This window comes from Kitasatospora sp. NPDC127116 (assembly GCF_042677365.1).
Classification (GTDB): domain Bacteria; phylum Actinomycetota; class Actinomycetes; order Streptomycetales; family Streptomycetaceae; genus Kitasatospora; species Kitasatospora lactacystinica.
Map to the genome: position 1 here is coordinate 85,987 of NZ_JBHXTL010000007.1, position 19,945 is coordinate 105,931.

19 protein-coding genes are annotated in these 19,945 nt (G+C 73.0%); 13 read left to right on the top strand and 6 right to left on the bottom strand.

Features of this window, described 5'->3' with window-relative positions:
* Window positions 1–143: 143 nt before the first annotated feature.
* Window positions 144–416 (bottom strand): DUF6343 family protein, encoded by a 273-nt coding sequence (locus tag ACFVHV_RS04815; protein ID WP_359901593.1) that lies wholly within the window; start codon window positions 414–416, stop codon window positions 144–146.
* A gap of 75 nt (window positions 417–491) precedes the next feature.
* Between ACFVHV_RS04815 and ACFVHV_RS04820 the strand changes: the two genes are divergently transcribed.
* Window positions 492–743 carry an I78 family peptidase inhibitor gene (locus ACFVHV_RS04820; protein ID WP_359901590.1) on the top strand — a complete coding sequence of 84 codons (252 nt, stop codon included), beginning with the start codon at window positions 492–494 and terminating at the stop codon, window positions 741–743.
* A 135-nt stretch (window positions 744–878) separates the two neighbouring features.
* Here the strand turns inward: ACFVHV_RS04820 and ACFVHV_RS04825 are convergent, their stop codons facing one another.
* Together ACFVHV_RS04825 and fabG are read right to left on the bottom strand one after the other, a co-directional pair.
* Window positions 879–1,541 carry a phosphatase PAP2 family protein gene (locus ACFVHV_RS04825; RefSeq protein WP_359901587.1) on the bottom strand — a complete coding sequence of 221 codons (663 nt, stop codon included), beginning with the start codon at window positions 1,539–1,541 and terminating at the stop codon, window positions 879–881.
* Window positions 1,542–1,919: 378 nt separating this feature from the next.
* Window positions 1,920–2,687 (bottom strand): 3-oxoacyl-ACP reductase FabG, encoded by a 768-nt coding sequence (fabG, locus tag ACFVHV_RS04830; RefSeq protein WP_380348802.1) that lies wholly within the window; start codon window positions 2,685–2,687, stop codon window positions 1,920–1,922.
* Between the two features lie 469 nt (window positions 2,688–3,156).
* Between fabG and ACFVHV_RS04835 the strand changes: the two genes are divergently transcribed.
* Window positions 3,157–3,957 (top strand): MarR family winged helix-turn-helix transcriptional regulator, encoded by an 801-nt coding sequence (locus ACFVHV_RS04835; RefSeq protein ID WP_380348804.1) that lies wholly within the window; start codon window positions 3,157–3,159, stop codon window positions 3,955–3,957.
* 181 nt (window positions 3,958–4,138) lie between these two features.
* Here the strand turns inward: ACFVHV_RS04835 and ACFVHV_RS04840 are convergent, their stop codons facing one another.
* Window positions 4,139–5,005, bottom strand: a complete 867-nt coding sequence (locus tag ACFVHV_RS04840; RefSeq protein WP_380348806.1) for an aldo/keto reductase — start codon at window positions 5,003–5,005, stop codon at window positions 4,139–4,141.
* Between the two features lie 557 nt (window positions 5,006–5,562).
* On the opposite strand from ACFVHV_RS04840, the gene ACFVHV_RS04845 reads away from it, so the two are divergent.
* The 11 genes from ACFVHV_RS04845 to ACFVHV_RS04895 all read left to right on the top strand — a co-directional run bounded on the left by ACFVHV_RS04845 (window position 5,563) and on the right by ACFVHV_RS04895 (window position 16,698).
* Window positions 5,563–7,338, top strand: coding sequence for an ABC transporter transmembrane domain-containing protein (locus tag ACFVHV_RS04845; protein ID WP_380348808.1), 1,776 nt, complete (start codon window positions 5,563–5,565; stop codon window positions 7,336–7,338).
* 43 nt (window positions 7,339–7,381) lie between these two features.
* Entirely contained in the window at window positions 7,382–9,154 is a 1,773-nt protein-coding gene (locus ACFVHV_RS04850; protein WP_380348810.1) for an ABC transporter ATP-binding protein, read from the top strand.
* 159 nt (window positions 9,155–9,313) lie between these two features.
* Entirely contained in the window at window positions 9,314–9,559 is a 246-nt protein-coding gene (locus ACFVHV_RS04855; RefSeq protein WP_359911650.1) for a LapA family protein, read from the top strand.
* Window positions 9,560–9,606: 47 nt separating this feature from the next.
* On the top strand, window positions 9,607–10,335 hold the full coding sequence (locus ACFVHV_RS04860; RefSeq protein ID WP_359911719.1) for an amino acid ABC transporter ATP-binding protein: 729 nt from the start codon (window positions 9,607–9,609) through the stop codon (window positions 10,333–10,335).
* A gap of 99 nt (window positions 10,336–10,434) precedes the next feature.
* Complete coding sequence (locus ACFVHV_RS04865) at window positions 10,435–11,316, top strand: glutamate ABC transporter substrate-binding protein (RefSeq protein WP_359911653.1); 882 nt, start codon at window positions 10,435–10,437, stop codon at window positions 11,314–11,316.
* Between the two features lie 12 nt (window positions 11,317–11,328).
* A complete protein-coding gene (locus ACFVHV_RS04870) occupies window positions 11,329–11,973 on the top strand; it encodes an amino acid ABC transporter permease (protein WP_380348813.1) in 645 nt (214 codons plus the stop codon).
* Window positions 11,970–12,839 carry an amino acid ABC transporter permease gene (locus tag ACFVHV_RS04875; RefSeq protein ID WP_359911659.1) on the top strand — a complete coding sequence of 290 codons (870 nt, stop codon included), beginning with the start codon at window positions 11,970–11,972 and terminating at the stop codon, window positions 12,837–12,839. Before ACFVHV_RS04870 ends, ACFVHV_RS04875 begins: the two co-directional genes overlap by 4 nt.
* 174 nt (window positions 12,840–13,013) lie before the next feature.
* On the top strand, window positions 13,014–13,919 hold the full coding sequence (locus ACFVHV_RS04880) for a LysR family transcriptional regulator (protein WP_359911662.1): 906 nt from the start codon (window positions 13,014–13,016) through the stop codon (window positions 13,917–13,919).
* 193 nt (window positions 13,920–14,112) lie between these two features.
* A complete protein-coding gene (locus tag ACFVHV_RS04885) occupies window positions 14,113–14,694 on the top strand; it encodes a cysteine dioxygenase family protein (RefSeq protein ID WP_359911665.1) in 582 nt (193 codons plus the stop codon).
* Window positions 14,695–14,752: 58 nt separating this feature from the next.
* Window positions 14,753–15,868 (top strand): YeiH family protein, encoded by a 1,116-nt coding sequence (locus ACFVHV_RS04890; RefSeq protein ID WP_380348847.1) that lies wholly within the window; start codon window positions 14,753–14,755, stop codon window positions 15,866–15,868.
* 116 nt (window positions 15,869–15,984) lie between these two features.
* Complete coding sequence (locus ACFVHV_RS04895) at window positions 15,985–16,698, top strand: spermidine synthase (protein WP_359911668.1); 714 nt, start codon at window positions 15,985–15,987, stop codon at window positions 16,696–16,698.
* Window positions 16,699–16,980: 282 nt separating this feature from the next.
* Here the strand turns inward: ACFVHV_RS04895 and ACFVHV_RS04900 are convergent, their stop codons facing one another.
* Window positions 16,981–18,927: a hypothetical protein gene (locus ACFVHV_RS04900; protein WP_380348816.1), complete on the bottom strand. Its 1,947-nt coding sequence runs from the start codon at window positions 18,925–18,927 to the stop codon at window positions 16,981–16,983.
* 139 nt (window positions 18,928–19,066) lie between these two features.
* Window positions 19,067–19,909 carry a TetR/AcrR family transcriptional regulator gene (locus tag ACFVHV_RS04905; protein WP_359911674.1) on the bottom strand — a complete coding sequence of 281 codons (843 nt, stop codon included), beginning with the start codon at window positions 19,907–19,909 and terminating at the stop codon, window positions 19,067–19,069.
* Window positions 19,910–19,945 lie beyond the last annotated feature (36 nt).

Genomic DNA, 19,945 nt, shown 5'->3' on the forward strand with positions numbered 1-19,945 from the left:
CTACATCAACACCCCCTAACTCGTCGCCCGCTTCTTTTGTTTATAAGACACTGGGTGTGGTGGGGGCGCGGGGGGGGGGGATGTGGGGGGCGGGGTGTGGCACGTCGGCGGGCCCCACTCCCCACTCCATGGGAGACACCACGTCAGAGCTCGGTCCGGCGACGCCGGATCACCACCACGAGATCGACGGCGGCGAACAGGGTGAGCAGGCCGCAGGCCACGGCGAAGCCGGTGAGGGTGCCCCGGCTGGGCGCGCCGTCGGCGGGGGAGGCGGCCGCCCAGAGTGCGAAACCCACCGTCGCCAGTGCGAACAGCGGAGTGAAGGTGAGCGAGAGCAGGTAGCGGAGCTTGAGATCGCTGCGGGCGGTGGCCGGCTCGGTGCCGCTGCGCCACCGTCGCGGAGTGGTGGTGCGCATGCCGTTCACCTCTTGACCACGCCGGTCGGGCTACGATTCCAGCGTACGTCCGAGGAGGCGAGCCGGGGAGGCGCGATGTCGGGTTCGGGCGCGGTGGGGGCGGGGTCCGGCGCGGCGGGTCCGGGCGCCGGTTCGGGGGCGGGGGGCCAGGACGGCGAGGGATACGCGGGGCTGCGGATCGAGCGGGCCCGGGAGCTGGCCCGGAGGCACGGCTGGGCGTCGGTCCGGGTGCTGGAACCGGGGGACCTGATGACCATGGAGTACCGCCAGGGGCGGCTCAACCTCGCGGTGCGCAACGGTGTGGTCGAGCGCAGCTGGGAGGGGTAGGTCCGGCCCGTTCCGTCGGCTCGGGGGCCGGGTCCGGCTTCGGCATTCGGGGTTCGGCTTCGGCTTCGGTGCGGACCTGGTGCGGGTCGGGTTCGCCGTGGCTCGGGTGCGGTTCGGGTCGGGCGTGGCTCGGGTTCAGCAGGGCAGGTGCCGGCGGGCGAAGCGCCGGCGGAGCCGCTGTTCGGCGGTGGCGACCAGGGGCTCCAGCAGTGGCAGCGAGAGCAGGACGAGCAGTCCGGCGGCCCAGCCGGCCAGGACGTCGGTGACCCAGTGGGTGCCCAGGTAGACCGTGGTCAGGCCGATCGAGCAGGCGGTGGCGGCGGCGATCAGCGCGCCGGTGCGCCGCCAGCGGACGGCGAGGTAGGCGAGCACCCCCCAGGTGACCACCGCGTTGGCGGTGTGGCCGGAGGGGAAGATGGTGCCGCCGGAGAAGAGCTCGGGCGAGCCGACGTACTGGGCGTAGTGCGGGCCGAGCCGGCCGGTGACGATCTTGACCGCGCCGACGGTGACGTTGAGCAACAGCAGCGCGATGCCCATGACCAGCAGCGGGCGCAGCCGGCCGAGGCGGTGGGCCCGCCAGCCGAGCCAGCAGAAGGCGGCGATCGCCGAGGGCCCGCGTTGCCCGGCGACCACCCAGGTGTCGAGCAGCGGCTCCAGCCGGGGCCACCGCTCGTAGGGGCGCAGCAGTCGGACCGACCAGTCGAGGTCGACCAGCTCGGTGTTGAGCAGGACCCCGGCCAGTACCAGCAGGTAGCCGGCGAGGGTGACGGCGAGCAGGGCGGCCTGCCGTCGGCTCATCGGGGGCCAGCCGGGTTCACCGGGGCCGGGGCCGGCCGGGGGGAGGGGGTGTCCCGGGGTGGTGGGGCGTTCCCGGCGGTCGGGTTCGGCGGTGCGGCGCTCCGGCCTCTGGCGCGGAATGGGAGCGGGGGTACTTCTGGATTGCACGGGGTGACCTTACCCAGCCGGACAGGGCTATTCCGGTGGTAATTGTCATTTTCCCGGGAAATCGACAATTGGGTCGATCGGGGCTGGCTCGGGGGGTGATTTCCACTATTCCAGGATCGAAAGTCCGTGTGGTCGTCGAATGATTCTGCAAAAGCCCCGGTAAAGCAGGAGGAGTGGGAGGCCGGTGCGACCGGCTTCCCACTCCGTGGTAACCCTGTGTAGGTTCCGTGCTCAGTCGAGGGGGCCGCCCGCGACGTAGATCACCTGGCCGGAGACGAAGCCGGCGCCCTCGCTCGCGAGGAAGGAGATGGTGTGGGCGACGTCCTCAGGCTCGCCGACCCGCTGGACCGGGATCTGCGAGGCCGCGGCCCGCTTGAAGTCTTCGAAGTCCATGCCGACCCGGGCGGCGGTGGCTGCTGTCATGTCCGTGGCGATAAAGCCGGGGGCGACCGCGTTGGCCGTGATGCCGAACTTGCCCAGCTCAATGGCCAAAGTCTTGGTGAAGCCCTGGAGCCCCGCCTTGGCGGCCGAGTAGTTGGCCTGGCCGCGGTTGCCCTGGGCCGAGGAGGAGGACAGGTTGACGATGCGGCCGAAACCGGCGTCGACCATGTGCTTCTGCACGGCGCGGGTCATCAGGAAGGCGCCGCGGAGGTGAACGTTGATGACCGTGTCCCAGTCGGACTCGGACATCTTGAAGAGCAGGTTGTCGCGGAGTACGCCCGCGTTGTTCACCAGGACGACCGGGGTGCCGAGCTCGGCGGCCACCCGGTCGACGGCGGTCTGGACCTGCTCGGCGTCCGAGACGTCGGCGCCGACGGCCAGCGCCCTGCCGCCGGCGGCGGTGATCCGGTCGACGGTCTCCTTGCCGGCCGCCTCGTCGAGGTCCAGGACGGCGACCGCGTAGCCGTCGGCGGCCAGCCGGACGGCGGTGGCGGCGCCCAGGCCGCGGGCGGCGCCGGTGACGACGGCGACCCGGGGGGCGGTGCTCTGCTCGGTCATGCTCGGTCTCGTCTCTCTCGGGGTTGCCTCCCGGGGAGAGCCCCCGGAGAGGGTGGCCACACCCTACCGGCGGGTAGGGAGGGCGGCCAGGGTGGAGAGACGCAGGTGACGGTGGGTAAGGACCGACCGGTCGGCTTTCTGCTGAGAACGAGTTACTGCAAGCCGTTCGCAGTCCGTAAATATGCCAATGTTGCCGAACCTGCGTCTACTATCCGCCCCTGCCTGCCAGCAAGGGCCCGCCGTTTGTATAGTGTCCGCCAGCAGCCACCGGCTGCACGGCTGGAGCGCCCTCCCTCATAGCTGGACGCCCACTCGCCGTTACTGCCCCACCCGGGTGTCCCACACACACCGGGTGTGACATCGGGACGGATACATGGTGCTGGGGGAGATCCCGACAACCCGCGTGTCTGCGCGACTGCAGCAGTCGCCCGGACACCTCATTCGCGTTGCACAGCAGGTCCACACCCGTTTGTGGTCCGAACACGTCGGAGCCGATCTCACGGCTCCGCAGTTCGCCGTGCTGCTGGTCCTGGCCCTGGAACCGGGTGCGGACCAGCGGACGGTCGGCGAGCGGGCCTCGCTCGACAAGGCCACGATGGCGGAGATGGTCGCGCGGCTGGTCCGCCGCGGCCTGGTGCTGCGCAGGCGCGACCCGGCCGACGGCCGGCGCAAACTGTTGGCGCTCTCGCAGAGCGGTGCCCAGGCGGTGCGCGAGGCCACCGGTGGTGTGGTCCGCGTTCAGCGCGTCCTGTTCGAGCCGCTCTCTGCGGAGGAACAGGTCGAGATCGTCCGGGTGATGGCCAAGATAGCCAGGCTGGAGCCCGCGGCGGTCGCCGTCATCACCGACGCGCGGCCGATACTGGACGCCCAGCGGGCGATCGGCTACCTGATCAGGGTGAGCCAGCAGGTGCACACCAAGCTCTGGTCGGAGCACGTGGGCGCCGAGCTGACGGCTCCGCAGTACGCGGTGCTGGACGCGCTGGAACTGGAACCGGGCGCCGACCAGCGCACGGTCGGCGAGCTGGCCTCGCTGGACAAGGCCACGATGGCCGAGATGGTCAGCCGACTGGTGCGCCGCGGCCTGGTGCAGCGCCGGCGCGACCCCTCGGACGGGCGGCGCAACCTGCTCTCGCTCTCACCGGCGGGACAGGACCTGCTGCACCGCTCGGCCGCCGGGGTGGCCGAGGTCCAGCGGCTGCTGCTGGCCCCGCTGGAGGAGAGCGAGCACGAGGCCGCGCTCGCGCTCATCGCGAAGGCGGGCAGGCTCTAGGTCAAGACTTCGCCGCAGTAGCCAAAACGATTCGCCAAAACGCTGAGGGTCCATGGCCATGGACTTTGACGGATCGGGGTACACCTGAGGCCGCCCGCTCCCCCCACGGGAGCGGGCGGTCTTCGGCATGACGGCCGTCAGGCGATCCGGGTGTCCGGGGGCCGGACCCCCGGGCCGGGCGTCAGTTCCAGTCGAACTCCTGCGGGTCCGGGCCGATCCGCTTGCCGGTGGCCACGGCGGCGATCGCCGCGAGGTCCTCGGCGTCCAGCTCGAAGCCGGCGACGTCCAGGTTCTCGCGGATCCGGGACGGGGTGACCGACTTCGGGATGGCGATCACGCCGCTCTGGAGGTGCCAGCGGAGCACCACCTGGGCGACCGTGCGGCCGTGCTTCTCGGCGGTCTTCACCAGGGCGGGCTCGGCGAGCAGGTCCTTGCCCTGGCCCAGCGGGCTCCAGGCCTCGGTGGCGATGCCGTGCTCGGCGTGGAACGCGCGCAGCTCCGCCTGGGGGAAGTACGGGTGCAGCTCGACCTGGTTCAGGGCCGGGGCGACGGAGGCCTCGCCCAGCAGGCGGCTCAGCTGCTCGGTGCCGAAGTTGGAGACGCCGATCGACCTGACCCGGCCGTCCGCCTTCAGCTGCTCGAAGGCCTTCCAGATGTTCAGGTAGCTGTCGCCGTGCATCGGGCGCGGCCAGTGGATCAGGTAGAGGTCGAGGTATTCGAGGCCGAGCTTGGCCAGCGAGGCGTCGAACTCGCGCAGCACCGCGTTGCGGCCCTGCTCGCCGGACCAGTCGCGGGTGCCCGAGTTCCACAGCTTGGTGGTGACGTAGAGGTCCTCGCGGGCGACGCCGCCCGCCAGGGCCTCGGCGATCGCCGCGCCGGTGCCGGCCTCGTTCTCGTAGATGGCCGCGGTGTCGATGGAGCGGTAGCCCGCCTCGATCGCGGTGCGGACGGCCGGGGTGGCCTCGGCGTCCGGGACCTGCCACACGCCGAAGCCGAGCTGCGGGATCTGCGCGCCGTCGTTGAGGGTGACGGTGGGGATGGTGCTCACGGGAAGGGGTGCCCTCCTGATTGTCCTGTGGTTCCAGTGGGGGCAACTGGCGTCCCGGTGTGATTGTTCCCGCCGAACGGGCGAATCTTGGGTGAAGCTTTGCGGGGGTTTGGCCGAGGGGCCGGCCGACCCGGGGCGGGGTCGGGACCGCCCCGGCGGGGCGTGCGGGGGGCGTGTGGGTCCGGCTCGCGGGGGCCGGGGTGCGGAGCGCGCGGGCCGGGGCGAAAAGCCGTGGTGAAAAACACGTTGCGCAGATCGCGCGGAGGTTGGCAGGCTCCCGATCATGACGTCCTGACTCTCGGGCCCTTCGTGCCCATCCCACCCCGTCCGGCTCCGCTCCGGGCGCATCGTCGACGTCGCGCCGCAGCCGTGCTGCCGTGCCGCGCGTCATCCGCCTGCCGGTTCGGGCCGCTCCTCGTCGGGCCGCCCGCCGTAGGGCCGCCGTCCGCACTGCGCGCACGTCACCCCGGTGCTCCGTGCGCGCCGCTCCTCGAACTCCTGTAGCTCTCCCGAACCCCTGTGCGCTCGTGGCCGCGCACCGCTCGTATCGGAGTGTCATGCTGCTCACCCCCCTGCCGCTGGCCGATCCCGGCAGTCCCGACCTCTCCTCACCCCCGGCCTTCCTGCGCTGGCTGCAGCGGCGCCAGCGGCGCGGGCAGGTGCTCGCCACCCTCTGGTCGCTGATCGAGCTGGGGTGCCGGGCCGCCCTGCCGATACCGCTCGGGTTCGGCGTGCAGGCCGCCGTGGACGGTGACGCCGGCGGGATCTGGCGGGCCGGCGGGATCCTGCTGCTGCTCGGTGCGGGTGCCGCGCTCGGCGCCGTGCTGGTGCACCGCCAGGCGGTCTGGAACTGGATCCACGCGGCCACCCACGTAAGGCAGTTGGTGTCCCGGCAGGCCTCGCGCCTCGGGGCCGGGCTGTCCCGCCGGATCGCCACCGGAGAGGTCGTCGCGGTCGGCAGCGGGGACGTCGAGCGGATCGGCTGGTACGTCGAACTGGTCGCCCGGGTCCGGTCGGCGCTGATCGTCTGGCTGGCCGTCAGCGTGGCGGTGCTGCTGGTCGATCCGGTGCTCGGGGCCGGGGTGCTGCTCGGCGTCCCGGTGCTGGCGGCCTCCGTCTGGCCGCTGATCGGGCCGTTCGAGCGGCGCTACGAGCAGCAGCGCACCCTCGGCGGCAAGGCCACCGAGCTGGCGGCCGACACCGTCGCCGGGCTGCGGGTGCTGCGCGGCATCGGCGGCGAGGAGCTGTTCCTGGAGCGGTACCGGGCCGCCTCCCAGAAGGTCCGGGCCGCAGCTGTCCGCTCGGCCCGGATCCAGTCGCTGATGCAGGCTCAACAGGTCTTGCTGCCAGGCCTGTTCGTGGTCGGCGTCACCTGGTACGGCGCCCGGCTGGTGGCCTCCGGCGAGCTCGCCGTCGGCGCCCTGATCGCGGTCTACGGCGCCACGGCCTTCCTGGCCGCCCCGCTGCGCATCCTGGGCGAGGCGGCGCACGCGTGGAGCGTGGCCCGGGTCTCCGCCGCGCGCACCGTCCGGGTGCTCTCGCTCGGCCGGACGGCCGGCACGGCCGATGCCTCACTGGTCCGGCCGGACAAGGCCGACCTGCACGACCCGACGAGCGGGCTGACGGCGCGGGCCGGCGAGCTGACCGCGGTGGTCTGCGGGGACCCGGACTTCGCGGGGGCGCTGGCCGAGCGGCTCGGCGGCCACGTCCCGCCGGCCGAGGGCGAGCGGGCGCAGGCCCCGGTGCGGCTCGGCGGCACGGAGCTGGACGCGGTGCCGCTGGCCGAGGCCAGGGCGGCGGTGCTGGTCCACGACAAGGAACCGGTACTGCTCTCCGGCACGCTGGCCGAGCTCTTCGACATCCCCTCCTCGGGGCGGGTCACGGCCGCCGCGGCCCTGGCGGCGGCCCGGTCGGAGGACGTGCTGACGGCCCTGGCGGAGGGTTCGCCGGAGTGTGGGGGAGACCCGATGCGCGCCCGGATCACCGAGCGCGGACGCTCGCTCTCCGGCGGGCAGCGCCAACGGCTCGCCCTGGCCCGCGCCCTGCTGGCGGACCCGCCGGTGCTGGTGCTGGACGAGCCCACCAGCGCGGTGGACGCCCACACCGAATCGAGGATCGCCTCCGGGCTGCGGGACACCCGGGCGGGCCGCACCACCGTGGTGTTCGCGACCAGCCCGCTGCTGCTCGACCGGGCGGACCGGGTGGTGCTGCTGCAGGAGGGCCGGGTCGTCGCGGCCGGGCCGCACCGCGAGCTGATGCGCACCGAGTCGGCCTACCGGGCCGTGGTCACCCGCGGCGAGGAGGCGGTTGCTCCGGTGGGTGAGGCCGTATGAGGAACATCGTCAACTTCCCTGCTACGCACGCGAGGAGCACGTCATGAAGCCTCCGTTCCAGGAGGAACAGGAGCCGGCCGCCACCCTGCCGGTCGGCTCCCCGGCCGCGGTGCGCGGGTACCTGCTGCTGCTCGCGCGGCGGCACCGCGCCGGGTTCTCCGCGGTGGTGTCGCTGCACTCCGTGGCCACCGTGGCCGGGCTGGTCGGGCCCTGGGTGCTCGGGCGCCTGGTCGAGTCGCTGGCCACCGGGACCGTCGGGTCCACCATCGCGGTGGCGGTCGCCTGGTACCTGCTGGCACTCGTGGTGCAGGCGGCGTTCACCGGCTGGTCGCGGATGCGCGGCGCGGTGCTCGGCGAGCGGGTGCTGGCCGACCTGCGCGAGGACTTCCTGGTCCGCTCGGTGGCCCTGCCGACCGGCGTGCTGGAGCGGGCCGGTACCGGGGACCTGGTCTCCCGGGGCACCACCGACATCGACCGGCTGGACAAGTCGGTGCGCGAGGCAGTGCCCGAACTCGCCGTCGCCGTGGTGTCGTTGCTGCTGATGCTCGGCGCGCTGCTGGTCACCTCGCCACTGCTCGCGCTGACCTCGCTGATCGGGCTTCCGCTGCTGCTGGTCAGCTCCCGCTGGTACTTCCGGCGCGCGCCGCAGTCCTACCGCAGCGAGTCGGCCGGGTACGCGGCGGTGAGCAACGTGCTGGCCGAGACGGTGGACGCCGGGCGGACGGTGGAGGCGCTGCGGCTGGGGGACCAGCGGGTCCGGCTGACCGACCGCAAGCTGCGCGAGTGGTTGGCCTGGGAGCGGTACACCCTGTGGCTGCGCTCGGTCTGGTTCCCGACCATCGACGCGGTCTACACCTTGGCGGTGCTCGCCACCATGCTGTTCGGCGGGCTGTTCACCGTCCAGGGCTGGATCACCGTGGGCCAGTTGACCACCGGCGTGCTCTACGCGCAGATGCTGACCGGCCCGGTGGACATGATCCTGCGCTGGTACGACGAGCTCCAGATCGGCCAGGCCTCGCTGGCCCGGCTGGTCGGCGTGCGCGAGGTGCCCGAGCACGAGGGGGACGAGTCCGTCCTGCCGGACGGCCGTCGGGTCGAGGCGAAGGACGTCCGGTTCGGGTACCGCGAGGGCGCCGACGTCCTGCACGGGATCAGCCTGGACGTCCCCCCGGGCAGCCGGGTCGCGCTGGTCGGGCCGTCCGGCGCGGGCAAGTCCACCCTCGGCCGGCTGCTGGCCGGGATCTACGCCCCCGGCCGCGGCAGCGTGACCCTTGGCGGGGCGGCGCTGGCGCGGATGCCGGCCGAGCGGGTGCGCGCGGAGGTCGCCCTGGTGAACCAGGAGCACCACGTCTTCGTCGGCACCCTGCGGGACAACCTGCGGCTGGCCGCGCCCGGGGCGGACGACACCGAGTTGCGGGCGGCGCTGGACGCCGTGGACGCCGGGGCCTGGGTGGACGCCCTGCCGGACGCCCTGGACACCGAGGTCGGCTCCGGCGGCACCTCACTGACCCCGCCGCAGGCCCAGCAGCTGGCGCTGGCCCGGCTGGTGCTGGCCGATCCGCACACCCTGGTGCTGGACGAGGCCACCTCCCTGCTGGACCCGCGGGCCGCCCGTCACCTGGAGCGCTCGCTGTCCCGGGTGCTGGAGGGGCGGACGGTCATCGCCATCGCCCACCGGCTGCACACCGCGCACGACGCGGACGTGATCGCGGTGGTCGAGGGCGGGCGGATCAGCGAGTACGGCAGCCACAAAGAGCTGGTCGCGGCGGGCGGTCCGTACGCGGCGCTCTGGCGGTCCTGGCGGGACGAGCGGTAGCGGGTTCCGGTCCGGCCGCCCGGCCGGGCCGGAGCGGGCCGGTGCGGGCCGGAGCGGACTCAAACCCGTACGGGGCCTGATTGCCCCGTACGGGTTACTCCCTGGCCCGGAAGAGCGCGTAACCGGGCAAATCGGCCGCCCGGCCCGCAGACTGCTCCGGTGACCAAGATTTCAGACGGACCATCCCGTTCCCCGCGCGGTGAGATCGGCGGCATCCCCACGCGCTACATCGGGATCGGCGTCATCGTCGTCCTCGCCGTGTGGTTCCTGTTCGCCAACCTCGACAGGGTCCAGATCCAGTTCTGGGTCTTCACCGTCACCGCGCCGCTCTGGATCGCGCTGCTGGCCACGCTGATCGCGGGCGTCGCGCTGGGCTGGCTGCTGAAGGGACGGCGCAACAGGTGACCGCGGCCCCCGGGCCGGCGCCGGCCGGCGCCTCGGCCTTCACCCCGCTGATCGAGATGCGCGGGGTCAACAAGCACTTCGGGGACCTGCACGTCCTGCAGGACATCGAGCTGACGGTCGGGCGCGGCGAGGTGGTCGTGGTCATCGGCCCGTCCGGCTCCGGCAAGTCGACCCTCTGCCGGGCGATCAACCGGCTGGAGCCGATCGAGGTCGGCACCATCCTGATCGACGGCCACCCGCTGCCCGAGGAGGGCAAGGGCCTGGCCAGGCTGCGCGCCGAGGTCGGCATGGTGTTCCAGTCCTTCAACCTCTTCGCGCACAAGACCGTGCTGCAGAACGTCTCGCTCGCGCAGATCAAGGTCCGCGGCCGGCCCAGGGCCGAGGCGGACGCCAAGTCCCACGCGCTGCTGGAGCGGGTGGGCCTCGCCGACCAGGCCGCCAAGTACCCGGCGCAGCTCTCCGGAGGGCAGCAGCAGCGGGTCGCGATCGCCCGCGCGCTGGCCATGGACCCGAAGGCCCTGCTGTTCGACGAGCCCACCTCGGCGCTCGACCCCGAGATGATCAACGAGGTGCTGGACGTCATGCGCCAGCTCGCGAGCGAGGGCATGACGATGATCGTGGTCACCCACGAGATGGGCTTCGCCCGGGCCTCCGCGAACCGGGTGGTGTTCATGGCCGACGGCCGGATCGTCGAGGACCGCGCCCCGGAGGACTTCTTCAGCGCCCCTGAGAGCGATCGCGCCCGGGACTTCCTGTCCAAGATCCTGAAGCACTGAGGCGGCGCCGTGAACCGTGAGACGACGCCCGGGGCTCGGCCCGCGGAGAGGCCGGTCGCGCGGCCCGGGGTGCGGCCCGCCGCACGGGCGGGCAGGCGCGTGCTCGCCGTCGCCCTGCTGCTCGCCGCGCTGGCGGCCGGCTGCGGAAAGCCCGGGACCCCGCCGCCCAAGGGCCCGCAGCCCAGCGCCCTGCCCAGCTACCAGGTCCAGGACGCCTCCGCGATCACCGGCTCGCCGACCCTGGACGCCGCCCGCAGCCGGGGCCACCTGGTGGTCGGCGCCAAGGAGGACCAGCCGTACCTGGGCCAGAAGAACCCGGCCACCGGCGAGTACTCCGGCTTCGACATCGAGATCGCCAAGATGGTCGGCGCCTCGCTGGGCTTCCCGCCGGACCGGATCCAGTTCAAGACCATCGCCTCGGCCAACCGCGAGACCGCCCTGCAGAACGGCCAGGTGGACTACTACGTCGGCACCTACACCATCAACGACAACCGGAAGAAGCTGGTCGGCTTCGCCGGCCCGTACTTCATCGCCGGGCAGTCGCTGCTGGTGCGCAAGAACAACGACACCATCCACGGCCCGGAGGACCTGGACGGCAAGAAGGTCTGCTCGGCGGCCGGATCGACGCCGTACCAGCGGATCCAGTCGAAGTACCCGAAGGCCGAGCTGATCGGCTACGACACCTATTCGGCCTGCGTGGACAACCTGATCACCAACCAGGTCGACGCGGTGACCACGGACAACGCGATCCTGCTCGGGTACGCGGCCAAGGTGCCGGACGAGCTCAAGGTGGTCGGCCCGCTGTTCTCGACCGAGCCGTACGGGATCGGGGTGCCGAAGGAGGACACCGTGCTGCGCGGCGCGATCAACGACGCGCTGGAGCACCACATCCAGAACGGCGACTGGCAGAGGGCCTTCGAGGCGACCCTCGGCCTCTCCGGGGAGCCGGCGCCCACCCCGCCGCAGATCGACCGGTACTGAGAGGGCCGCGCCGTGAAAACGCTGATCGACAACTGGTCGACCTACTGGGAGGGGTTCCTCGGCACGCTCTCGCTGTTCGCGGTGAGCGCCGTGCTGTCGCTGGTGCTGGGCGTGCTGATCGCGGGCTTCCGGGTCTCGCCGGTCAAGCCGCTGCGGGTGTTCGGGACGGTGTGGGTGACCTTGCTGCGCAACACGCCGCTGACGCTGCTGTTCTTCATCGTGGTGCTGGGCCTGCCCCGGTTCAACATCACCCTGCCCTTCTACACCTTCGCGGTGCTCGCGCTGGGCTGCTACACCTCGGCCTTCGTCTGCGAGTCGATGCGCGCGGGCATCAACACGGTGCCGACCGGGCAGGGCGAGGCGGCCCGCAGCCTGGGCATGAGCTTCGGGCAGACGATGAGCCTGGTGGTGCTGCCGCAGGCGTACCGCTCGGTGGTGGCGCCGCTCGGCAGTGTGATGATCGCGCTGGCCAAGAACACGGCGATCGCCGGCTCGTTCAGCGTCACCGAACTGCTGGGCACCTACCGGACCATCAACGAGCTGGGCTACAGCATCGTCTGGACCTTCGTCTGGATCGCCGTCGGATACCTGATCATCACTCTGGCCATCAGCGCCGTCTTCAACCTGCTGGAACGACGAGTGGCGGTGTCCCGATGACCGTTGAATCCTCGGCGCTGTACGACATCCCCGGCCCGAAGGCGCTCGCCCGGCACCGGCTGTACGGCGGGATCGCGCTGCTGCTGATCGCGGCGCTGATCGGCTGGGTGATCTACATGCTGTTCCACACCAACCAGTTCACGTACGCCAAGTGGCAGCCGTTCGAGTACCGGGGCGTGCAGGAACTGCTGCTGCGCGGGCTCGGAAACACCCTCAAGGCCTTCGGCTGGACGGTGCTGTTCGCGCTGCCCTTCGGCGCGCTGTTCGCGGCCGGGCGGCTCTCCGACCACCGGGTGGTGCGCTGGCTCTCCACGCTGGTGGTGGAGTTCTTCCGGGCCATGCCGGTGCTGGTGATGATCTTCTTCGTCTTCGTCGCGCTCAAGGTGCAGCCGCTCTGGGCGCTGGTGACCGGGCTGGTGCTCTACAACGGCTCGGTGCTGGCCGAGGTGTTCCGGGCCGGCGTGCTCGCGGTGCCCAAGGGGCAGCGGGAGGCGGCGTACGCACTGGGCATGCGCAAGACCCAGGTGATGTCGTACGTCCTGGTGCCGCAGGCCAACCGGGCGATGCTGCCGGCCATCATCAGCCAGCTGGTGGTCGCGCTCAAGGACACCTCGCTGGGCTTCCTGATCACCTACGAGGAGTTCCTGCACGCGGGCAAGCTGATCGCCACCAACCTGGACTACGACCTGCCGTTCATCCCGGTGGTGATGGTGATCGCACCGATCTACATCGGCATGTGTCTGCTGCTCTCCTGGCTCGCCCGCTTCGTGGAACGGCGCAGCCGGCGCAGCCCGGGCGTGCGCGGCGGGGCACCGGTGGTCAAGGCCGAGGTGGCGATGGGGCTGCCGCCGTCGGCGCAGCAGTGAGGAGCTTGGTTCGGGGCTGAACCATAGGTACGGGTGGGGTTGGGGTCGATACCTCCAAATTCCTCTTATGATTCTCGGGCGTCCGGGCGAGGCCCGGGCGCGGTCCGAGCACGGTCCGGGCGGGGCCGGAGCGGGGCTGTCGAGAACGGGTGGGCGGGAGGGATCATGGAGCCGGTGTTCGATTCGCGGCACATCAGGACGTTCCACGAGGTCGTCCGGGCCGGTTCCTACTCGGCCGCCGCCCGCGAGCTCGGCTACACCCAGCCCGCCATCACCCAGCAGATGAAGGCGCTCGAACGCACCGTCGGCGTTCCGCTCTTCACCCGGGCCGGGCGCGGACTGCGGCTCACCGAGGCCGGCGAAGCGCTCTCCCGGCACGCCGAACTGATCCTCGACAGCATGTCCGCCGCCCAGCAGCAGCTCGCCGCCCTCGCCCGGCTGCGCGCCGGACGGGTGCGGGTCTGCGCCTTCCCCAGCGCCAACGCCACCCTGATACCCGAGGCGATGGCCCGGCTGCTGGCCGAGCACCCCGGCGTGCGGGTCGAGCTGCTGGAGGCCGAGCCGCCGGACTCCGTCCAGCGGCTGCTGCGCGGGGAGTGCGACATCGCGCTGGCCTTCCGTTACCCCGGCGTGGCCACCGAGGTGCCGGAGGGCGTGGACGAGATCCCGCTGATGGAGGACCTGCTCACGGTGCTGCTGCCGGTCGGGCACCCGCTCGGCCGCCGGCACGCCGTACGGCTGGCCGACCTCGGCGGCGAACGCTGGATCGCCGGCTGTCCGCGCTGCCGGGCCAACCTGCTGCACGTCTGCGCGGAGGAGGGGTTCGCGCCGGACATCGTGTTCTCCACCGACGACAACCTCGCGGTGCAGTCGCTCGTCGCCGCCGGGGTCGGGATCGCGCTGATGCCGGCACTGGTGCTCTCCTTCATGTGCCACCGCAAGGTCACCGGGCGGGCCGTCGAACCGCACCTGCGGCGGCAGGTGAGCGCGTACGTGCTGCGCGAGCACCGCCGGATCCCGGCCACCGGGCTGGTGCTGGACCACCTGCGGCAGGCGGCGGCGAGTCGGGTCGGGTGCTGAGCGCCGAACCGGGTGACGACTCCCGGCGGCGACCGGAAGCAGGTGGCCGGCAGCAGGTAACGGGCGAGCGGCAGCAGGTAGCCGGCAGTAGGTAACCGGTGAGCTGCTGCCCGCTGACATATAAGCGTTAGTGGGGAGGTTCCTTACGAACCCTCCTTGGACGTGATAGGTCGCCAGGGCCGAACCTGCTGGGATGACTCCCTCAGCCACGGTCGGCAGCGACCGACTCACCGAGCGGATGACCGCGCTGATCAGTGAGATCCGCGCCGTCGTGGACCGCGGACTCCCGCCGGAGCTCACCGCCTACCTGGTCGGCGAGCGACTCGCCCCGCACCTGCACGCCGACCCGGACGGCCCCGACGCGCTGCTCGCCCCCGCCCACCGCGAGGGCGACCCGCAGCGCTACCGCCAGCACGTCCTGCACGCCGAGGAGGACGGCAGCTTCTCCGTCGTCGCCCTGGTCTGGCTGCCCGGTCAGCAGACCCCGATCCACGACCACGTCTCCTGGTGCGTGGCCGGCGTCCACCAGGGCCAGGAGAGCGAGACCCGCTACCGGCTGGTCTCCGGCGGCCCCACCGCCCGACTGGTCGAGACCGAGCACGTGGCCGGCCCGGCCGGTACCGTCGCCGCCTTCGCCCCGCCCGGCGACATCCACCTGGTGCGCAACTCCTGTAGCAGCACGGCGATCTCCATCCACGTCTACGGTGCGGACGTCTCCCGGCTCGGCACCAGCATCCGGCGGGTCTACCGGATGCCCGCCGACGGGCAGCAGTGATCCCGGCGTGGCACTGACCCTCCGGCACCGCGCCGCCCGCACCCGCTCGTTGCCCCCGATGCGCGGGGACGCCCCCGGGCTGCTGCTCGCCGCCCTCGGGGTGGCCGCCGCGCTGGGCGTCCACGCGCTGGTGCCGGCCGTGCCCAAGCTCACCGCCGCCGTCGTGCTCGGCATGGCGGCGGCGCACCTGCCCGGGGTGCGCCCGGTGGTCCGCGGGATAGCCCGGCCGGGGCTGTCCACGGCCGGGAAGCGGCTGATGCGGCTCGGGATCGTGCTGCTCGGGCTCAAGCTCAGCCTGGACGACGTGCTCGGCCTCGGCTGGGCCACGGTGGCCATGGTCCTGGCCGTGGTCGCGGCCACCTTCGCGGGCACGCTCTGGCTGGGCCGGCGGCTCGGCCTGCCCGGCGACCAGCCGCTGCTGGTCGCCACCGGGTACTCGATCTGCGGGGCCTCGGCGATCGGCGCGGTCAGCCAGGCGGCGGGCAGCGAGGAGGAGGACGTCGCGGCCTCGGTGGCGCTGGTCACCCTGTGCGGGACGCTGGCGATCGCCGTGCTCCCGCTGCTCCAGCATCCGCTCGGGCTCGACGAGCTGGAGTTCGGGCGCTGGGTCGGGGCGAGCGTGCACGACGTCGGGCAGGTGGTCGCCACCGCGCAGACCAGTGGGGCCGGGGCGCTGCGGGAGGCGGTGCTGGTCAAGCTGATGCGCGTGGTGCTGCTGGCGCCGCTGGTCGCGGGGGTGGCCGTCATGGTGCGGCGGAACCTGCGGGCGGCGCGGATGGCGCGGGTGGCTTCGGTGAAGGTCGCGGCGGGGGTTTCGGCCGGGGCTTCGGCGGCGGTGACGTCGGCGGCGGGGGCTCCGGCGGAGGGCGAGGTGGGCGGGAAGCCGGGTGAGAAGTCGGTGAAGGCCGGCAACCGCCCGCCGATCGTGCCGCTGTTCGTGGCGGGGTTCCTCGCGATGATCGTCCTGCGGACCACCGGGGTGCTGCCCGAGCGGGCGCTCGGCCTGGCCTCGGACGCCCAGGAACTGCTGCTGGCCGCCGCGTTGTTCGGTCTCGGCAGTGCGGTGCACCTGCCGACCATGGCCCGCACCGGCGGGCGGATCGCACTGCTCGGGCTCGGATCCTGGGTGGTCGTCGCGGGAGTCTCGTACGCGGGGGTGCTGGTCACGACCTGACGGACCCGGGTGCGGACTCGGCTATTGTCGGGCGCAAGCCCACCCGGCCCGCCGGTACCAGGGCGGTGGTGCGGCCGAGTTCACCCGAGTTCACCCGAGTCCGCCAAGGAGGACGGATGACCACAGCACTGCCCGAACGCGACGGCCGCGAGGCCGTCGTCACGCTCGACCGGCGGGAGGGCCCGTACGGTGAGGTGGTGCTCCGGCAACGCGGTCGGGACTTCGAGATCATCGCCAACGGGTGCTTCCTGATGGACACCGCCGACGGGCGCTCGGAGCGGCTGCTGATCCAGACGGCCCTGGACGAGCTGGACCGTACGGGCGGCGGCCCGGTCGAGCGGCCGTCGGTGCTGATCGGGGGCCTCGGGGTCGGATTCTCGCTGGCGTACGCGGCGGCCGAGCCGCGCTGGGGGCGGATCGCCATCGTCGAGCGGGAGTCCGCGATCATCGACTGGCACCGGACCGGCCCGCTCGGCGCCTTCTCGGGCGGCGCACTGGACGACGAGCGGGTCGAGGTTCTCCACACCGACCTGCTGGAGTACCTCGCGGCGGCGGACGGCGAGCGCTACGACGCGCTGTGCCTCGACATCGACAACGGGCCGGACTGGACCGTCACCGAGTCCAACGACGGGCTGTACGGCGCGGACGGGCTGACGGTGCTGTGGCACCGGTTGCGGCCCGGCGGGGTGCTGGCCGTGTGGAGTGCGCAGCCTTCGCAAGCCTTCGAGGACGCGCTGCGGGCGGTGGGCTTCTCGGACGTGGTGTCGCACGAGGTCCCGGTCGCCCGGGGGGTGCCGGACGTGGTGCACCTGGCCCGGCGGGCGGGCTGAGCGCCGAAGCCGGTCCGGCCGGGGCGGAGCAGATGCGCCCGGAGCGTGGGTGAACCCGTCGGCGGTGTGCGGCGGTTGATGGCGGAGCGGATCGCGGCCGACCTCCGACGGCGCTCGCGGCAGGGGAGTTGGCGCCGGGGGGAGAGGGGCCGGGAGCGGGTAACGGATGACAGCTGACAGGTAACAGATTTCAGATTTCGTTCGCTGAAATCTGAAATCTGTCGACTGTCGGCCGTCATCCGTTCGCCGTGTCACCGCGCGGCGGCTCGCCGCGCCTCCGGCTCAGCCGAACGGGCGGTTCTCCGGCTCGGCGCCGACCGCGGCTACCGGCTCCGGTTCGTCCGTCGGCAGGGCCGGGATGCCCTCCATGGAGAAGGGGTTGAAGTCCGGCGGCGGGACCATCACCGGTGTGCCCTTGCGCGGACCCGCCTCCTCCTCGTCCCCGGGCTGTTCCGATTCCTGTGCCGCCGCTTCCACTGCGACGGGCGGGGCCTGGGCCGGGACGACGGGCGGGGTCGAGGGCGGCGGCGGGACGGCAGGGCCCTGCGAGGGGAGGGTGGTGCCGAACGGATCGGCCTTCTGCTCGGTCGTGACCGTGGTCCCGAACGGGTCGGCGACCGGAGCGGCGCCCGCGGGCCGGGCCGCGGGCACGTCGCCCGGCGCGTCCGGGATGCCCTCCATGGAGAAGGGGTTGAAGTCGGCCGGCGGGACCATCACCGGCGTGCCCTTCGGGCGGTCCTCGGCATCCGGCGCCGTGTCCTCCGCACCGGAGGAGGGGACCTCCGCGACGGGCGCGAAGGGGTTGAAGTCCGCGGGAGGTACCCGTACCGGTGTGCCGCGCAGGTGCACCGGCTTCTCCTCCGCCTCCTTCTCGACGGCGGCAGCGACGGCAGCGGCAGCGGGGGCTTGATCCGGAACCTGAGCCGGAGCAGGGGCCTGCGCCGGGGCGGGTGTCCGGACCGGAGCGGGAGCCTGGACCGGAACGCCGTTCATCGCGGCCGGCACGCCGTCCCAGCCGAACTGGACGCTCTTCAGCAGCTCCGCGAACGCCTCCGTGTACAGCTCCCAGTCCTCCGGCCGCGCCGTGGACAGCTGGGCGCACAGCACCGTCCCGCCGTCCGGCAGCGGTACGAAGGCCTGGACGGCCGAGGTGACCACCCAGCGCCGCTGCCCGTCGGCGGCCAGCGGGCCGGGCACCGGGGCGGTCCGGCCCTCGACCAGGACGGCGGCCGGTCCGGCCGGCAGCAGGACGGTCCACACCTCGGCGTGCCGCCGGACGGTGGCCAGTTCGGTGGCGAGCGCGGTGATCGGCAGCGGGTGCCGGGCGAGCGAGACGACGAGGGCGGCGTCCGAGGTGCGGTCGTCCAGTTCCAGGGCGCAGACGCCGGCGTAGACGACGCCCGCGTCGCGGATCAGGTCGGCCAGAGTGGCGGAGATCACCGCGAAGTCGCGCCGCGGCTCCGGGCCGGTGGCGCTGAACAGTTCCTCGGCGACCTCCGCCAGGTGCCGGGCCAGTTCGTCGGCGGCCGCCACGGTGGCCGGGTCCGTACCGCCCGTCCGGTCCGTACCGCCCGTCCGGTCCGTACTGCCCGTCCGGTCCGTGTCGCCGGGCCGGTGCGTGCCGTCGGGCAGTGCCGGCAGCGGGGGCACCGCACGGGCGGAGACGCCGGGCGGGCCGCCCGGGGAGGTCAGCGCGTGGAAGCCGGGCGGCACGACCAGCCGGACCTCGGCGCCCGCGCCGGTGGGCAGTTCGACCGGTTGCCGGGTCTGCTGCCCGGCCGCCAGCGCGGCCAGCGCGGGGGCGAACGGCGGGCGCAGCTTGGCGTCGGCGAACTCGCCGGTGACCGGGAGCTGGAACAGCGCGGCCGAGGTGGTGCCCCGGTCGGCGATGGCACCGCGCACCGCGCCGCCGCCGTACCGGGCCTGGAGCGCGGTGACCACCCGGTCGGTGAGCCGTGCACCGGTGCCCGGCCGGGCGGTGCCGGCGGTGGTCACCGTGCCGAGCCGGTCGAGGGCGGTGTGCACCGGGCCGTTGGGGGCCAGGGGCAGGCCGAACAGCGTTTCGGCGGCGGGGTGTTCGGCCGCCCGCGGGGCGCTCAGCGAGGCCGCCGGGTGGCGCGAGGTGCGCTCGTCGAAGAGGGCGTCGGTGAGGGTGCCGAGGGTCGCGCAGACCTGCTCCGCCGCCGCGAAGGGATTGGCCTCCACGCTGAACTGCACGTCCTGGGTCACCTGGTGAGCCCCCCGCTCTGCTCCGTCTGCCGTCGGTGTTTCGGGTGGGACCGGGCCCGCCGCGGCGGCGGGTCGTCAGATCCCGGCTCATTCCTATCAGAGCCCGCCGTCCGGACCGAACCGCAGGATGACCCGATGATCACTCGGTGGTGGTGCCGGTGGCCTGCGCGGACCCGTCCTCGGGGGTGCCGGCGGCGAGTGCGGTGACCGCCTCGACGATCCCCGGCACGGCGAACAGCCCCGCGAGGTCCCGCACCAGGCGCCCGGTCGGGCCGTCCGGGCGTTCGTCGGCGAAGAAGGAGGCCAGTTCGGCGGCGAGGGCCGGTTCGCGGGCGGCGGTGAGGGTGAGCGAGGCGACGAACTCCTGCACCAGGTGCAGCTGGAGCTCCTCCAGCGGCACCGAGCGCTCGACCAGCCACTCCAGCGAGGTGATCTCGGCGTTGGCGATCCAGGCCCGGACGGTCAGCCGCAGTCCGGCGCTCGGCTCGGGGAGCGCCAGGTGGGCCAGGATCTGCTCCTGTGCGGCCCTGCGCACGTCGTCGATCACCGCCGAGGTGCCCGCGCTGGCCGCCACCGAGCCGCCGCGCAGCAGCGCGGCGAAGCCCGGCCCGTGGCTCTGCACGAAGTCCAGGTAGCGGCCCATCACCCGGTGGAGCCGCTCCGACAGCGGCCCGTCCATGGGCTCCTCGAACCGGGCCGACAGCTCCTGCCCGGCCCGCCGCAGCGACTCCTCGTACAGCGCCTGCTTGCCGGGGAAGTAGTGGTACACCAGGGGCCGGGAGGCCCCCGCGGCGGCGGCGATGTCGTCGATCGACACTTCCTCCGGCGGCCGCCGGCTGAACAGTTCCAGCGCCACGGCGATCAGCTGCTCCCGCCGCTCGTCCACGCTCAGCCGCCGACGCGGCCGCTCGCCCGCCGCCCGGGCGGAGGCGGAGGTCCGTGCTGCGCGATCGGCCGTCGGTGACGGCGTACGGGAGGCCATGTGCGCCACCCTAGTTCGTCGAGGGCCCTGTGGTGG

Coding starts and splice junctions, on each gene's coding strand:
- ACFVHV_RS04815 (WP_359901593.1), bottom strand. CDS start 416: ATGCGCACCACCACTCCGCGACGGTGGCGCAGCGGCACCGAGCCGGCC.
- ACFVHV_RS04820 (WP_359901590.1), top strand. CDS start 492: ATGTCGGGTTCGGGCGCGGTGGGGGCGGGGTCCGGCGCGGCGGGTCCG.
- ACFVHV_RS04825 (WP_359901587.1), bottom strand. CDS start 1,541: ATGAGCCGACGGCAGGCCGCCCTGCTCGCCGTCACCCTCGCCGGCTAC.
- fabG (WP_380348802.1), bottom strand. CDS start 2,687: ATGACCGAGCAGAGCACCGCCCCCCGGGTCGCCGTCGTCACCGGCGCC.
- ACFVHV_RS04845 (WP_380348808.1), top strand. CDS start 5,563: ATGCTGCTCACCCCCCTGCCGCTGGCCGATCCCGGCAGTCCCGACCTC.
- ACFVHV_RS04850 (WP_380348810.1), top strand. CDS start 7,382: ATGAAGCCTCCGTTCCAGGAGGAACAGGAGCCGGCCGCCACCCTGCCG.
- ACFVHV_RS04875 (WP_359911659.1), top strand. CDS start 11,970: ATGACCGTTGAATCCTCGGCGCTGTACGACATCCCCGGCCCGAAGGCG.
- ACFVHV_RS04885 (WP_359911665.1), top strand. CDS start 14,113: ATGACTCCCTCAGCCACGGTCGGCAGCGACCGACTCACCGAGCGGATG.
- ACFVHV_RS04890 (WP_380348847.1), top strand. CDS start 14,753: ATGCGCGGGGACGCCCCCGGGCTGCTGCTCGCCGCCCTCGGGGTGGCC.
- ACFVHV_RS04895 (WP_359911668.1), top strand. CDS start 15,985: ATGACCACAGCACTGCCCGAACGCGACGGCCGCGAGGCCGTCGTCACG.
- ACFVHV_RS04905 (WP_359911674.1), bottom strand. CDS start 19,909: ATGGCCTCCCGTACGCCGTCACCGACGGCCGATCGCGCAGCACGGACC.